The sequence below is a fragment of the Microbacterium aerolatum genome (assembly GCF_007988825.1).
Taxonomy (GTDB): Bacteria; Actinomycetota; Actinomycetes; order Actinomycetales; family Microbacteriaceae; genus Microbacterium; species Microbacterium aerolatum.
The window spans coordinates 29,091-42,777 of record NZ_BJUW01000011.1 but is presented as its reverse complement, the minus strand read 5'-3'; the positions used below and the strand labels follow the sequence as shown (position 1 = coordinate 42,777).

The 13,687-nt window shown below is 68.7% G+C and carries 15 protein-coding genes; 6 read left to right on the top strand and 9 right to left on the bottom strand.

The window, feature by feature from the left end; all coding sequences use genetic code 11:
- Positions 1-7: 7 nt before the first annotated feature.
- Genes MAE01_RS11980 through MAE01_RS11970 form a run of 3 tightly spaced genes read right to left on the bottom strand, consistent with a single transcriptional unit; the run spans position 8 to position 2,250 of the window.
- Positions 8-466 carry a GNAT family N-acetyltransferase gene (locus tag MAE01_RS11980; RefSeq protein ID WP_147039794.1) on the bottom strand — a complete coding sequence of 153 codons (459 nt, stop codon included), beginning with the start codon at positions 464-466 and terminating at the stop codon, positions 8-10.
- Between the two features lie 45 nt (positions 467-511).
- Complete coding sequence (gene ispD / locus MAE01_RS11975; RefSeq protein WP_147039793.1) at positions 512-1,729, bottom strand: 2-C-methyl-D-erythritol 4-phosphate cytidylyltransferase; 1,218 nt, start codon at positions 1,727-1,729, stop codon at positions 512-514.
- A gap of 38 nt (positions 1,730-1,767) precedes the next feature.
- Entirely contained in the window at positions 1,768-2,250 is a 483-nt protein-coding gene (locus MAE01_RS11970) for a CarD family transcriptional regulator (RefSeq protein WP_147039792.1), read from the bottom strand.
- 131 nt (positions 2,251-2,381) lie between these two features.
- Here MAE01_RS11970 and MAE01_RS11965 point away from each other — a divergent pair, with 131 nt between their 5' ends.
- Positions 2,382-2,855: a DNA modification methylase gene (locus MAE01_RS11965; RefSeq protein WP_147039791.1), complete on the top strand. Its 474-nt coding sequence runs from the start codon at positions 2,382-2,384 to the stop codon at positions 2,853-2,855.
- A 79-nt stretch (positions 2,856-2,934) separates the two neighbouring features.
- Here MAE01_RS11965 and MAE01_RS11960 read toward each other — a convergent pair whose 3' ends face one another.
- Both MAE01_RS11960 and MAE01_RS11955 read right to left on the bottom strand, forming a co-directional pair.
- Entirely contained in the window at positions 2,935-3,618 is a 684-nt protein-coding gene (locus MAE01_RS11960) for a response regulator (protein WP_147039790.1), read from the bottom strand.
- Complete coding sequence (locus MAE01_RS11955) at positions 3,615-4,838, bottom strand: sensor histidine kinase (RefSeq protein ID WP_147039789.1); 1,224 nt, start codon at positions 4,836-4,838, stop codon at positions 3,615-3,617. The genes MAE01_RS11960 and MAE01_RS11955 overlap by 4 nt, the downstream gene beginning before the upstream one ends.
- A 196-nt stretch (positions 4,839-5,034) precedes the next feature.
- Here MAE01_RS11955 and phoU point away from each other — a divergent pair, with 196 nt between their 5' ends.
- On the top strand, positions 5,035-5,760 hold the full coding sequence (phoU, locus tag MAE01_RS11950; protein WP_147039788.1) for a phosphate signaling complex protein PhoU: 726 nt from the start codon (positions 5,035-5,037) through the stop codon (positions 5,758-5,760).
- Between the two features lie 78 nt (positions 5,761-5,838).
- On the opposite strand, the gene MAE01_RS11945 is transcribed toward phoU, so the two are convergent.
- A complete protein-coding gene (locus MAE01_RS11945) occupies positions 5,839-6,582 on the bottom strand; it encodes a phosphoglyceromutase (RefSeq protein WP_147039787.1) in 744 nt (247 codons plus the stop codon).
- 33 nt (positions 6,583-6,615) lie between these two features.
- Between MAE01_RS11945 and MAE01_RS11940 the strand changes: the two genes are divergently transcribed.
- Positions 6,616-7,437, top strand: a complete 822-nt coding sequence (locus MAE01_RS11940; protein WP_147039786.1) for a class I SAM-dependent methyltransferase — start codon at positions 6,616-6,618, stop codon at positions 7,435-7,437.
- A 20-nt stretch (positions 7,438-7,457) separates the two neighbouring features.
- On the opposite strand, the gene ygfZ is transcribed toward MAE01_RS11940, so the two are convergent.
- From ygfZ to MAE01_RS11925, 3 genes are all read right to left on the bottom strand, one after another.
- On the bottom strand, positions 7,458-8,573 hold the full coding sequence (gene ygfZ, locus MAE01_RS11935; RefSeq protein WP_229718276.1) for a CAF17-like 4Fe-4S cluster assembly/insertion protein YgfZ: 1,116 nt from the start codon (positions 8,571-8,573) through the stop codon (positions 7,458-7,460).
- Positions 8,574-8,575: 2 nt separating this feature from the next.
- Positions 8,576-9,178, bottom strand: a complete 603-nt coding sequence (locus MAE01_RS11930; protein ID WP_147039785.1) for a heme-binding beta-barrel domain-containing protein — start codon at positions 9,176-9,178, stop codon at positions 8,576-8,578.
- Between the two features lie 181 nt (positions 9,179-9,359).
- Positions 9,360-9,650, bottom strand: coding sequence for a hypothetical protein (locus tag MAE01_RS11925; protein WP_186806229.1), 291 nt, complete (start codon positions 9,648-9,650; stop codon positions 9,360-9,362).
- A gap of 136 nt (positions 9,651-9,786) precedes the next feature.
- On the opposite strand from MAE01_RS11925, the gene MAE01_RS11920 reads away from it, so the two are divergent.
- From MAE01_RS11920 to MAE01_RS11910, 3 genes are read left to right on the top strand one after another with little or no spacing between them, the layout of a single operon-like run.
- A complete protein-coding gene (locus MAE01_RS11920; RefSeq protein ID WP_186806228.1) occupies positions 9,787-10,470 on the top strand; it encodes a winged helix-turn-helix transcriptional regulator in 684 nt (227 codons plus the stop codon).
- 52 nt (positions 10,471-10,522) lie between these two features.
- Positions 10,523-12,688 carry an RNA degradosome polyphosphate kinase gene (locus MAE01_RS11915; RefSeq protein ID WP_147039782.1) on the top strand — a complete coding sequence of 722 codons (2,166 nt, stop codon included), beginning with the start codon at positions 10,523-10,525 and terminating at the stop codon, positions 12,686-12,688.
- Positions 12,685-13,650 (top strand): NUDIX hydrolase, encoded by a 966-nt coding sequence (locus tag MAE01_RS11910; protein ID WP_147039781.1) that lies wholly within the window; start codon positions 12,685-12,687, stop codon positions 13,648-13,650. The genes MAE01_RS11915 and MAE01_RS11910 overlap by 4 nt, the downstream gene beginning before the upstream one ends.
- Positions 13,651-13,687 lie beyond the last annotated feature (37 nt).

Here is a 13,687-nt window from a genome sequence, read left to right as displayed (position 1 = left end):
CCCGCGGTCAGATCTCGCGGCGGAAGAACACCGACTCCGGATCCTCCCGGTACGAGCCGAACGGGTCGCACCGGACGAACCCCTCGGAGAGGTACAGACCTCGGGCCGCGCGGAAGTCCGCCGACGATCCGGTCTCGAGCCAGAGGACGCCGATGCCCTCGCTGCGCGCCCCGTCGATCAGGTGACGCAACAGCAGTCTCCCGAGGCCGAGGCCACGTATGGCTTCGGCGATCCGCATCGACTTCACCTCGGCTTCGTGCACCGGCATCCGCCGGTAGGCGCCCATCCCGCACACCTCATCGCCACGCCATGCGGTGACGAATCGGATCTCGGGTGAACGCAGCGCATCCACGTCCAGCGCATGCACGCTCTCGGCAGGCGACTGAGCATGCATCTGCGCGAGGTGGTACGACACGAACGCGCGAGTCTGCGCGCCGGTCAGATCGTCATCGCGGAACTCCCACATGGGCCAATGCTCGCACGTGCATGTTTCCGCGGAATGACGGCGGGGTCAGGACTGCGGCAGCACCAGGGCGACGGCTGTGACGGCGATGCCCTCACCCCGGCCGGTGAACCCCAGGCCGTCCGTGGTGGTCGCGGACACCGAGACCGCTGCCCCGCCGAGCGCGGCCGACAGCGCCTCCTCGGCCTCGGCGCGCCGGCTGCTGAACCGGGGACGGTTGCCCTGGAACTGCACCGAGACGTTGCCGATGACGTGGCCGGCCTCTCCGAGCAGTTCGCGTGTGCGGGAGAGGAAGACGTCGGCGTGCGCGTCGGCGTATTCGGGATGCGAGGTGCCGAAGTGCTGCCCGATGTCGCCGAGCCCCGCGGCTCCCAGGAGCGCGTCGACGATGGCGTGGGCGACGGCATCCCCGTCGGAGTGCCCGGACAGCGCCGGCTCCCCCGGCCATTCCAGCCCTGCGAGCCACAGGTTCCCCTCCCCGCCGAACGCGTGGACGTCGGTGCCGATCCCGATGCGCGGGATGGCCGCGATGCCGGGGATGCCGTGGTGCCCACGAGGGCGCACGGTTCCAGGCATGTCCGCCAGCAGCTGCCGCGCGCGTTCGAGATCATCGGCCGTCGTGATCTTGAAGGCACGTGCGGAGCCGGTGATGTGACGGACGGGATGGCCGGCTGCGGCGAACAGCGCGGCGTCGTCGGTGTACTCGACCTCGTCGGCGAGCGCGTACGCGCTCTCGAGCAGCGCACGCGGGAAGCCCTGCGGCGTCTGGGCGGCCGCGAGCTCGGAACGGTTGACGGCGGCGACGATGCGCTCCTCGTCCACGCGCTTGATCGTGTCGATGACCGGCAGCACGGGGATGACGCCGGTGTCGGCGGTCACGGCCTCCGCGACGGCGTCGATCTGCGTGGGCGGGGTCAGCGCGCGCGCGGCGTCGTGCACGAGCACCGTCGTGATGTCTCCCCACAGCGCCCTCAGGCCGGCGGCGACCGACTGCTGCCGGGTCTCGCCGCCGACGACGACTCGCCCAAGATCACTGCGGTCGCCGGCTGCGGCGAGGAGCTCGCTCTCGGCATCCCCCTCGTGTCCAGCGGGCGCGACGACGATCACCTGCGCAGGCGACGCGGCGAAGACGCCGTCGAGCGCATGGCGCAACACGGATCGCTCGTCGATTCCGACGAACGCCTTCGGCGCTGTCGCGCCGAGGCGCGTACCGGAACCGGCCGCGACGATGATGATCGCCGTCGTCGGAACGGGTATGAGAGTCACGATCTCACCCTAGCGAGGCGAGCATGCCTCGTCGTTCGTCAGGACGCGAGAACCTCGTCGAGCAGTGCGCCGGCCTTCTCCTCGTCGCACTTCTCAGCCAGCGCGAGCTCGGAGATGAGGATCTGGCGCGCCTTGGCGAGCATGCGCTTCTCCCCTGCGGAAAGACCGCGGTCCTGATCACGACGCCACAGGTCGCGGACGACCTCGCTGACCTTGATCACGTCGCCGGAGGCGAGCTTCTCAAGGTTCGCCTTGTAACGACGCGACCAGTTCGTCGGCTCTTCCGTGAACGGCGCGCGGAGCACCTCGAAGACGTGATCGAGACCCTCCTGGCCGATCACATCGCGCACGCCGACCAGGTCGACGTTCTCTGCAGGCACCTCGATGATCAGGTCGCCCTGCGTGACATTGAGCTTCAGATATTTCTTCGTCTCGCCCTTGATGACGCGATCCTTGACCTCGATGATCGTCGCGGCCCCGTGGTGCGGATAGACGACCGTCTCGCCAACCTCAAAAAGCATAAATCGTGTCCTTTCGGCAACCTCCAGAATACCACAGGGGATATGCGCTAAGGTTTGCTCCCTCATCGTCCCTGCGAGCCCGGTCGATACCCATAGAATGGACAGGACGTCCCACAGCTCCAGGAGGATCCGTGAAATCGCGCCTTGTTGCGTCAGCCGCCGTCAGCGCCCTCGTTCTGCTCGGTGCGACCGGATGCACGTTCATCACCCCGCAGTCGACCGAGATCCAGTACTCGGCATCCGACGGCATCAACATCCCCGACTCCGACGGTCCTCTCCAGATCCGCAACGCGATGATCATCGCGACCGAGGACGGCTCGACCGGCAACCTCGTCGCCGCGATCGTGAACCCCACCAAGCAGGCGGAGGTTCTCACGGTCGAGCTCGAGGGCGCCGAGCCGCTGACGGTGCGCGTCGGCGCTGGTGACACTCTGAGCCTCGGCGCGAATGCCGAGCCGCTGCGCATCGATGACCTGGACACGATGCCGGGTGCCACGGTCGAGGTCTACTTCCAGTCCGGTGACGCCACCGGCTCCGCGGCCGAGCTCCCGGTCCTGGACGGCACGCTCCCCTACTACTCGGACCTCGCCCCCGTAGAGAACTGACCTCTCGCATCAGAAGAGGCCGGCATCCGAGCGGATGCCGGCCTCTTCTGCGTCTGTCAGGCGCGGAACTCGGCGGCTCTCAGCCCTCGAAGCGATAGCCGAGCCCGCGAACGGTCACGAGCATGACCGGCTCACCCGGGTTCTGCTCGATCCGCGAGCGGATGCGCTTGATGTGCACGTCCAGCGTCTTGGTGTCGCCGAAGTAGTCGCTGCCCCAGACCCGGTCGATGAGCTGGCCGCGGGTCAGGACGCGGCCGGAGTTGCGCATCAGCACCTCGAGCAGCTCGAACTCCTTCAACGGCATGTTGATCTCGGAGCCGTCGACCGTGACCGTGTGGCGGTCGATGTCGAGTGCGACGCGACCGCCCTCGAGCACGCGCTCGTCCAGGTCGCTGTCGGCCTGAGCGATCCTGCGCAGCACCGCGCGCATGCGGGCAAGCAGCTCGCGCGACGAATAGGGCTTGGTGATGTAGTCGTCGGCCCCGAGCTCGAGCCCCACGACGATGTCGACCTCGGAGTCCTTCGCGGTGAGCATGATGATCGGCACAGCCGAGCTCGAGCGGATCTGCCGGCACACCTCGGTTCCCGGCATCCCCGGGAGCATGAGATCCAGCAGCACGATGTCGGCACCGCGCTCTCGGAAGGACGTCAGTGCGCCGGGGCCGTCCTCGGCGATCTCCACTTCGTAGCCTTCGCGGCGCAGCAGATACGCGAGCGGGTCTGCGAGATCGGGCTCGTCCTCGACGAGAAGGATGCGGGTCATGCGTTCTCTCCGTTTCGGATGCGCGTGGGATCGGCGGCCTTGTCGGCCTTCCGCGCGCGCTTCGTCTTCTTGATCTTCCGGGCTGTCTCCGGCACCGGCACGTCGAGGCGCGGGAGAACGATCGTGAATGTCGATCCGCGGCCGGGCCGGGACCAGACCCGCACCTCGCCGCCGTGCCGCTGCGTCGCGTGCTTGACGATCGACAGTCCGAGCCCGGTGCCTCCGGTACGGCGCGATCGCGCCTCATCCGCGCGGTAGAAGCGCTCGAAGATGCGATCGCGGTCGGCGTCGGCGATCCCGATGCCCTGATCCGACACGGCGATCTCGACGGTCGCGGCATCCACCTTCACGCCCACGCCGACGCGCGAGCCCTTCGGCGAGTACACGATCGCGTTCGCGATGAGATTCCCGACGGCCTCGATGAGGATCTGGGCGTCTCCGCGCACGTACGCGCCACGGTCGCCGCCGCGGGCGAGTCCGACGCCGGCGGAGTCGGCCTGCACCGTGTGCCCCTCGATGGATGAGGCGATGACCTCGTCGATCGCGACGGTGTCGAAGTCGGTGATGCCGTCGGCCGCCTGCAACCGCGACAGGCTCATGATCCTGCCGGTGAGCTGCCCGAGACGGGCGGCCTCCGCGGAGATGCGAGAGGCGAAGATCCGAACCTGCGCCGGGTCGTCGGCGGCGGATTCGATCGCCTCGGCGAGCAGGCTCACCGCGCCCACCGGCGTCTTGAGCTCGTGGCTGGTGTTGGCGACGAAGTCGCGGCGCACCTGGTCCAGGCGCTCCTGCTCGGTCACGTCACGGATGATGAGCAGCGTGAGCTGCCCGCCCAGCGCGCTCGCCCGCGCCGACACCAGGCGCGGGTCGAGGGCTGCGCCCGAGCGGGTGATGCGCATCGTCTCTGTGGCGGACGCTCCCGTCGAGCGCACCGTTCGCACCAGCTGCCGCAGCTCCTGGTTGTCGAGGGTCGAACCTACGCCGATGCCGAACCGGGCGGCGGCATGCGAGATCGCCAGCACCAGTCCGGATGCATCGACGACGCACGCTGCGTCGTCCATGCTGTCGAGCACATCCGCGGTCCCCTGCGGAACGACCGACGACGCCGCTTCGACGACCCGCGCGCGCGCCCGGTACGCCCATGCGACCAGCGCCGAGAGGCCGATGCCGATCACCAGGCCGACGGCCAGGGCGATGAGCGCGGTGTTCGGCGAGGTCATGATCTCAGCGTAGGGCTCGTTCACCTCGTCTCACGCCGGAATCCGGGGCTTCCCGGGTGGCGAAGAAGTAGTATTCACCTATCCGGCACCATTTGTTAACCTTCGGCGAACACAATCTCGGTGGGCGTGCGAACCGTGCCGCGCCACCATCGGCGGGCCGGGCGGCCCGAGCCCCGAACGAAAGGTTGCGACGCTCATGCGCGAAGTCTTCCATCAGTCCCTCGAGGATATCCAGACCCGCCTCGTGGAGATCACCGATCTCGTCGCGGTGGCCATCGACAAGGCCACCCGCGCCTTCGCGAACAGCGACGTGGGTCTGGCCGAAGAGGTGATCGCCGACGACGCCCACATCGACGAGCTGACCATCAGCCTCGACGAACTCGCCATCGAGGTCCTCGCCCGCCAGCAGCCGGTCGCACGTGACCTGCGCATCGTCGTGTTCGCCCTCCGCGTCAGCGCCTCACTGGAGCGCATGGGCGACATGGCCGAGCACATCGCGCAGCTCGCGCGCCTCCGCTTCCCCGAGCGCGCCATCCCGAAGGGCCTGAAGGGCACCTTCTCGAAGATGGGCGAGCGCGACGTCGAGGTCGCACGCACCCTGTCGGCGCTGCTGCGCACGCAGGATCTGCGGCTGGCCGACGACATCCGCAATGCTGACGACGAGATCGACGAGCTGCACGCCAAGGTCTTCGAGAAGGTGCTCAGCGACAACTGGAAGGGCGAGGCGGGGGCGACCGTCGACGCGACCCTGGCCAGCCGCTACCACGAGCGCTTCGCCGACCACGCCGTCGCCATCGCGAAGAAGGTCGTCTACCTCGCGACCGGCGACTGGGCTGCCGGCGAAGAGGACATCGCCCTCGCGGCCGAGGCGCACGCCGCGGCCGCCCTGAGCGAGCCTGCCGCGCACCCGGACGAGGCCTGACACCCCCTCTTCACGTCAAGACCCCGTCGTGCTGACGTCAGCGCGACGGGGTCTCGGCGTGAAAGCGGGGGCTCGGCGCTACTTCTTGCCCTGCGATGCGACCGCGGCGGCACCGGCGGCTGCGGCCTCGGGGTCGAGGTAGCGGCCGGGACCGGTCGGCACGTTGTTGTCGTCGAGCTCGTAGACCAGCGGGATGCCGGTGGGGATGTTGAGGGCTGCGATGTCGTCATCGCTGATGCCGTCGAGGTGCTTGACCAGACCGCGCAACGAGTTGCCGTGCGCGGCGACGAGAACCGTCTTGCCGGCCTCGAGGTCGGGGACGATCTCGCTCTCCCAGTACGGCAGCATGCGGTCGATGACGATCTTGAGCGACTCGGTGCGGGGCACCTCGCCGTCGATGTCGGCGTAGCGGGGGTCGTTCACCTGGCTGAACTCGCTGTCATCGTCGAGGAGCGGCGGCGGCACGTCGAACGAACGACGCCACAGCTGGAACTGCTCTGGGCCGAACTCCTCGAGGGTCTGGGCCTTGTCCTTGCCCTGCAGCGCGCCGTAGTGACGCTCGTTGAGACGCCAGGTGCGCTTGACCGGGATCCACAGCCGGTCGGCGGAGTCCAGGGCGATGTCGGCGGTCTGGATCGCGCGGCTGAGGAGCGAGGTGTGCAGCACATCGGGCAGCAGACCCGATTCGGCGATCAGCTCGCCGCCGCGGCGTGCTTCCGTCTTGCCCTGCTCGGTGAGGCGGACGTCCACCCAGCCGGTGAACAGGTTCAGTTCGTTCCACTCGCTCTGGCCGTGGCGGAGCAGGATGAGAGTGCGGGTCATGACCCCAGTCTAGGACGATGGGACAATGGGGCCATGGCGTCATCCCCTCTCGGCCGCCCCACCAGGGGCACCACGGGGACCAACCGACTCCGCCGCAACGACCGCTGGATCGCGGCGAGCGACGCCTTCCGCGATGCGGCCGATCCACTGGTCATCGACCTCGGCTACGGCGCGAGCGGGGTGACCGCCTTCGAACTCGCCGCGCGACTCGCGAAGATCCGCCTCGACGTCGAGGTGATGGGCTTCGAGCTGGATCCGGAACGCGTGATCGCCGCCCGCGCACAGCTCGACGCTGTGCGCGCAGGCCGCACGACGTTCCCGCCCGACCTTCGCGTGTCATTCGCCCGCGGCGGCTTCGAGGTGCCCCTCGCCGGCGACCGGCGGCCAGCAGTGATCCGCGCCATGAACGTGCTGCGCCAGTACGACGAGGACGACGTTCCCGCGGCGTGGCGGTCGATGACGGCCCGCCTGGCGCCCGACGGGATGCTGGTCGAAGGCACCTGTGACGAGATCGGCCGCATCGCGAGCTGGATCGACGTCGCACCGACCGGAACGCCGATGCGCTTCACGATCTCACTGCGCCTGGCGGAGCTGGAGCGCCCGGGCATCGTCGCGGAGCGACTGCCGAAGGCGCTGATCCACCGCAACGTCCCCGGCGAGGGCATCCACGATCTGCTGGTCGCGCTGGACCGCGAGTGGGATCGTGCGGCACCGCTGTCGGCGTTCGGGGCGACGCAACGGTTTCTCGCCGCGGTCACGGCGCTGAAGGACCAGGGTCGGCCGGTCCTCGGCAACCGCGGTCGCTGGCGATTGGGCGAGCTCACCGTTCCGTGGGAGTCGGTCGCCCCGAGATAGGCCTGTGCCCCACCTGGCCCTTATGCCTTGCGCGGGTCCTGTCCGGCCGGACGGCGGGAGAGCCGCGTCAGGCGCGGCACGTCGGCGGTGGCGCCGGCATCCGCCGGGACGATCACCTGCTGCGCGGCCGCGATGTCGATTCCATCGGCGCGCACGACCAGATCCCCGATCGGTGCCCTGCGCGACAGGATCGCCAGCGCGATCGGTCCGTCCTCGAAGTGGCGTGCGACCGAGGTGACATGACCCACCTCGTCGTCACCGGCGAACACGGGGGCACCGGCGGGCGGCAGGACGTCGTCGCTCCCGTCGAGGTGGAGCGCTGCGAGACGCCGCGGCGGGTGCCCGAGATTGTGCACCTTCGCGACGGTCTCCTGGCCGCGGTAGCAGCCCTTGCTCAGGTGCACGGCACTGCGGATCCAGTCCGACTCGTGCGGCAGCGAACGCTCATCGACCTCGCCGGACCAGCGGGGCCGCCAGGCTGCGATGCGCAGCGACTCGGCGGCGAGGACGCCGGCGGCTTCGAGCTCGGCGGGTGCCGCGGCATCCGCCTCGACGATCGCGACCCGCCATGCGTAGTCCGCCGAGGGGTGATCGGCAATGAGCGAGTACTGGTATCCACCGGCCTGGACGGCCGTCCACGGGTCGGACCACACCAGCGGCGCCCCGTGCGGCGCGGCGGCGATCGCGCGCACTGCGGTCTCGGCGTCCCCGCCGGCGAAGAAGCCGACCAGCTCCAGATCGCTGCGAACGGCGACGGTCACCCGCGAGCGGAAGACCATGCGCTGCAGCCAGGTGGCGAGCGGTTCGGCGTCGGCGGCATCCGCGATGAGCCACACCGACGACCCATCCTCGAGCACACCCGCGGCATGCTCCACGCGTCCCTGAGGATCGAGGACGAGCAGTTCGGAGCTGTCGCCGGCGCGGAGCCCGGAAACCGCCTGCGAGGTGATCGAGTCCAGCCAGCTGAGCCGGTCCTCCCCCGCGACCTCGATCACGACGCGATCGGCGAGGGGGGCTGCTGCGGTACCGGCGGCGAGCGCGCGCTGTTCGCGCATCGGGTCGCCGAAGTGGGAGATCAGGCCGTCGTCGACGACCGCTCCCGGCCGAGCGGCGAACGCGTCACTGAGGGCTGACACGGTCAGACCCGCGCCAGACGTGCGGAGGCATGCGACGACATCTCCGCACCGAGCGCCGCGATGTCCCACGCCCACAGCAGGTGTCCGTCGACCAGCCCGTACATGCGGCTCGCCGCTCCGTAGGACTTGCCGCCTGCGCCGCGGACGATGGTATCGGTCGCGATGTCGATGCGCGGGCCGTTGATCTCTCCGAGGTAGAGCTCGAGTGCGCCATCGGAGTGCGCGAGCGAGACCTCGATCGGGAACCCGCCGGATGCCGCGCGCAGCTCCTCGACATCGTCGACGGTGCGCTCTGCAGCCGGCTCGGTGGGCGGCAGCAGCGCCGGCCCCGGGTCGGATGCCGTGGCCGGGCGCGACAGCCGCCAGAACCCGGTCTCCGCGACGAGAGGGATGGATGCCTCGCCTTCCGCGGCGGCCATCCAGCCGGTCGCGGCGTAGTTCAGATAGCCGGCACCGTCGTGGCTGAAGCTCACGCGATGCGTGAACTCGCCTTGGAAACGGTGGTCGCCGGCGGTGTACTCGATGACACCGGTGCCCTCCCACACGCCGATGAGCCAGCTCAGCGGTGCGAGATCGGCGGGGAGATCGGTGGGGAGCTCGAGCATGCTGCTATGCCGTCAGGGCGCTGGGATCAGCGCTGGCCGCGGAACAGGTTCCACAGCACGGTGCCGGCGACGAACGCGATCGCAAGACTCGCGAGGCCGAGCAGACCGATGAAGAAGAATTCGAGTGCGACGAGGTCCATGGCACCACTCTACCCCGGCCGTTCGCAGGCAGCGCGAGCCGTCACGCCGGGATCAGGGCGGCGAGGCCGAAGCCCGCCGAGACGATCCCGAACAGCAGCAGCGCGCCGATCCCGCTCATCGCGACCCGGAAGATGAAGCCCTTCGTCTGCCCGTACCAGAGCTGCAGTGCGAACGACACGAGCACGGCAGCGCCCACGCCGACGAGCAGCCACGGCAGACGCCAGTCTTCGGGGACGAACAGTCCGATCGCGATGGACGCGACGAGTGCCGCAGCCCAGACGATGCCGACGCCGACGAGCGCGTTGCGTGGGGCCAGAGCCGGTTCGGACATGCCTCCATTGTTACGCATCAGACCGGCGCCTGTCGTCTGCCGCGTCACAGCATCGCGTCGCGCTCGGTATCATTGCCCCACGGCGTCTCCGGTCGCCGCTCAGGGCGGACGACCCCGACGCCCGGAAGGAATGCGTGTGGCATCGATCCTGGTTCTGACTCCTGCTCCCACCGAGCAGGTGCTGCCCGCGCTGGAACTTCTCAGCCACCAGGTGCGTCAGATCCCCGCAGAACCGGCCCAGCTGGTCACCGCCCCCGAGTGCGACGTCGTCATCATCGACGCCCGGCTCGACCTCGCAGGCGCCAAGTCGTTGTGCAAGCTGCTGCGCACCACCGGACAGGATTCGCCGCTCCTGCTGGTGGTGACCGAGGGCGGCATGACCGCGGTGTCCGGCGACTGGGGAATCGACGACGTGCTCCTCTCCGATGCGGGTCCGGCCGAGACCGACGCACGGATCCGCCTGGCCATCGCGCGCGCCGAGTCGACCGCCGCGCCCACTCGGGTGCAGGCATCCGGGATCACGATCGACGAGCAGTCCTACTCGGCGAAGCTGCACGGCCGTCCGCTGGATCTGACCTACAAGGAGTTCCAGCTGCTGCACTTCCTGGCGACCCACCCCTCTCGGGTGTTCACCCGCGAGCAGCTGCTCAGCGAGGTGTGGGGCTACGACTACTTCGGCGGCACCCGCACGGTCGACGTGCACGTGCGGCGTCTGCGCGCCAAGCTCGGCGATCAGGAGCAGATCATCGGGACCGTGCGCAACGTCGGATACCGGTTCAACGTCTACGACGAAGAGCAGCTCGCCGCAGTGGAGCACTGATGCTCCCACTTCGTTCATGCACGCGTCATCCTGCGGTGCGAAGATGTACTCCATGATCGATGCCGCAATCACCGACGCCGGCCTTGGCGATGCAGAGGACGACGACTTCGACGCCGTCGAGGCCCCCGACTCGCTGCTGCCCGATCACCGGTATCACGACCGGGAGATCAGCTGGCTGGCGTTCAACCAGCGCGTGCTCGAACTGGCCGAGGATCCGACGCTGCCGGAGCTGGAGCGATCGAACTTCCTGGCGATCTTCGCCAGCAATCTCGACGAGTTCTTCATGGTCCGAGTGGCAGGCCTCAAGCGCCGCATCGTCACCGGCCTCGCCGTGCCGACCAATGTGGGTCGCGCGCCATCGGACGTGCTCGCAGACATCTCGCGCGAGGCGCACGCCCTGCAGCTGCGGCACGCGCAGGCCTGGACCGATCTGGTGCGTCCTGCACTCGCCGACGCCGGCATCGAGATCACCGACTGGGATCAGCTCGGCGAATCGGAGCAGGCCGCTCTGACCGAGTACTTCCAGCTGCACGTGTTCCCCGTGCTCATGCCGCTCGCCGTCGACCCCGCGCACCCCTTCCCGTACATCTCCGGCCTCTCGCTGAACCTCGCGATCCGCATCCGCAACGCCCGCACCGGCCGGCAGGAGTTCGCGCGTCTGAAGGTGCCGCCGATGCTGCCGCGGCTCGTTGCGGTGCCGGGGACCAGCGAGATCGTGCGCTACCTGCCGCTCGAGGACCTGATCTCGAACCACCTGGACGACCTCTTCCCTGGAATGGAAGTGCTCGATCATCACGCGTTCCGCCTGACCCGCAACGAAGACGTCGAGATCGAGGAGGACGAGAGCGAGAACCTCATCCAGGCGCTCGAGGCCGAGCTGCTGCGGAGAAGGTTCGGCCCGCCGATCCGCCTCGAGATCGCCGACGACATGGATGACGTCACCCTGGATCTGCTCATCAAAGAGCTCGACATCACCGATCAGGAGGTGTACCGGCTGCCGAGCCCGCTGGATCTGCGGGGCCTGTTCTCCCTGTCGAAGGTGAACCGCCCCGATCTGCGTTATCCCCCGCACCTGCCGACCACCGCGGTCGCCTTCCAGCCGACCGGTTCGAGCAGCAGGGCCGACATCTTCGCGGCGATCCGCAAGAACGACGTGCTGGTGCACCACCCCTACGAGTCCTTCGCGACGAGCGTTCAGGCGTTCCTCGAGCAGGCCGCGCGCGACCCGCACGTGCTCGCGATCAAGCAGACCCTGTACCGCACCTCGGGCGACAGCCCCGTGGTCCAGGCGCTGATCGACGCGGCGGAGGCGGGCAAACAGGTCCTCGCGCTGGTCGAGGTGAAGGCGCGTTTCGACGAGGCGAACAACATCGTCTGGGCGCGCAAGCTCGAGAAGGCCGGCGTGCACGTCGTGTACGGCCTGGTGGGGCTCAAGACGCACTGCAAGCTCGCCCTCGTCATCCGCGAGGAGGAGGGGATGCTGCGCCACTACTCGCACGTCGGCACGGGCAACTACAACCCCAAGACCAGCCGCGTGTACGAGGACTTCGGTCTGTTCACCGCAGACGCGCAGGTCGGCAAGGACCTCACCCGCCTGTTCAACGAGCTGTCCGGCTATGCGATCGAGAAGAAGTTCAAGCGTCTGCTGGTCGCGCCGCTGCACCTGCGCAAGGGGCTGCTGCGCCTCATCAACGCCGAGCGCAAGATCGCAGAGGCCGGTCGCCCAGCGCACATCCGCATCAAGGTGAACTCGATGGTCGACGAGGAGATCATCGACGCCCTCTACCGCGCCAGCCAGGCGGGTGTGAAGGTCGACATCTGGGTGCGCGGCATCTGCAGCATCAAGACCGACCTACCCGGCGTGAGCGACAACATCACGGTCCGCAGCATCCTGGGCCGCTATCTCGAACACTCCCGGATCTTCACCTTCGAGAACGACGGCGACCCGCAGGTGTTCATCGGCAGCGCCGACATGATGCACCGCAACCTCGACCGCCGCGTCGAGGCTCTGGTGCGGGTCACGGACGAACGACATGTCAAGGAGCTGCTCGACTTCTTCGACCTGGCCATGGACGACGGGACGAGCAGCTGGCATCTCGGTGCCGGCGGCGTCTGGGAGCGTCACTCCGTCGACGCCGATGGCAAGCCGCTCGTGGATCTGCAGGATCGGACCATGAACCAGGTACGCCGCCGGCGCCGTTCGCGGTCGGTGCGATGACGCAGGAAGCTGTCGACGTCGTGCACGATGACAAGGCGGTGTACGCCGCCGGCGCCGTCGTGTGGCGGATCGCCGAGGGCAAACTGCGGATCCTCCTCATCCACCGCACCAAGTACCGCGACGTCACCCTGCCCAAGGGCAAGGTCGACCCTGGCGAGATGCTCGCACAGACCGCGGTGCGCGAGGTTCACGAGGAGACCGGCATCCGGGTGAATCTCGGGGTGCCCGTCGGCGTCAGCCGCTACTTCATGCGCCCCAAGAGGCAGAAGATCGTGCACTACTGGGCGGCCGAGGCGACCGACGACGCGATCCGCAAATCCGCGTTCGTGCCCAACCGCGAGATCGCAGCGCTGGAGTGGGTGAGCCTGAAGAAGGCGCGCAAGAACCTCAGCTATCCCGTCGATCTGGAGATCCTCGACGAGTTCGAGAGGCTCGTCGGCGACGGGGTGCTGCGCACGTTCCCGATCGTGGCGCTGCGACACGGGAAGGCCGTGTCCCGGACCGACTGGAACGGCTCGGATGCCACGCGTCCGCTCACCGCGCGCGGGCTCCGGCAGGCCGATGCGATCGTCGCGCCGCTGCGCGCGTTCGGCATCCGGAAGATCATCACCAGCGATGCGGTCCGCTGCGTGCAGACCGTCACCCCGCTCGCACGTGCCCTCGGACGCACGCCGGTCGAGACCGCGCTGGTCAGTCAGGATGCCTGGGAGGACGGCGCCTCCGATGAGCGGACCGTCGTGGGAAAGCGCGTGCGCTCCGGCAAGCCGGCGGTCATCTGCAGCCATGGGCCGGTTCTCCCCGGCATCCTGTCCGAGCTCGCGCTCGCCACCGGGACGATGCACGGCTCGTACCTCGGCAGCGCGTCCGCTCTCGAGGTCGGCGCATTCTCCGTCGTGCATCTGTCGGCGACCAATCCGGGGTCCGGAATCATCTCGATCGAGACGCACGTCCCCAAGGTCTGACCCCGCTCGCGTTCCTGAGGCATCCAAGGGGACGGTT

What these genes read in the sequence shown, in the direction of transcription:
- MAE01_RS11980 (WP_147039794.1), bottom strand. Translation starts at nt 466, where the DNA reads ATGTGGGAGTTCCGCGATGACGATCTGACCGGCGCGCAGACTCGCGCG.
- MAE01_RS11970 (WP_147039792.1), bottom strand. Translation starts at nt 2,250, where the DNA reads ATGCTTTTTGAGGTTGGCGAGACGGTCGTCTATCCGCACCACGGGGCC.
- MAE01_RS11960 (WP_147039790.1), bottom strand. Translation starts at nt 3,618, where the DNA reads ATGACCCGCATCCTTCTCGTCGAGGACGAGCCCGATCTCGCAGACCCG.
- MAE01_RS11955 (WP_147039789.1), bottom strand. Translation starts at nt 4,838, where the DNA reads ATGACCTCGCCGAACACCGCGCTCATCGCCCTGGCCGTCGGCCTGGTG.
- phoU (WP_147039788.1), top strand. Translation starts at nt 5,035, where the DNA reads ATGCGCGAAGTCTTCCATCAGTCCCTCGAGGATATCCAGACCCGCCTC.
- MAE01_RS11945 (WP_147039787.1), bottom strand. Translation starts at nt 6,582, where the DNA reads ATGACCCGCACTCTCATCCTGCTCCGCCACGGCCAGAGCGAGTGGAAC.
- MAE01_RS11940 (WP_147039786.1), top strand. Translation starts at nt 6,616, where the DNA reads ATGGCGTCATCCCCTCTCGGCCGCCCCACCAGGGGCACCACGGGGACC.
- MAE01_RS11930 (WP_147039785.1), bottom strand. Translation starts at nt 9,178, where the DNA reads ATGCTCGAGCTCCCCACCGATCTCCCCGCCGATCTCGCACCGCTGAGC.
- MAE01_RS11925 (WP_186806229.1), bottom strand. Translation starts at nt 9,650, where the DNA reads ATGTCCGAACCGGCTCTGGCCCCACGCAACGCGCTCGTCGGCGTCGGC.
- MAE01_RS11915 (WP_147039782.1), top strand. Translation starts at nt 10,523, where the DNA reads ATGATCGATGCCGCAATCACCGACGCCGGCCTTGGCGATGCAGAGGAC.
- MAE01_RS11910 (WP_147039781.1), top strand. Translation starts at nt 12,685, where the DNA reads ATGACGCAGGAAGCTGTCGACGTCGTGCACGATGACAAGGCGGTGTAC.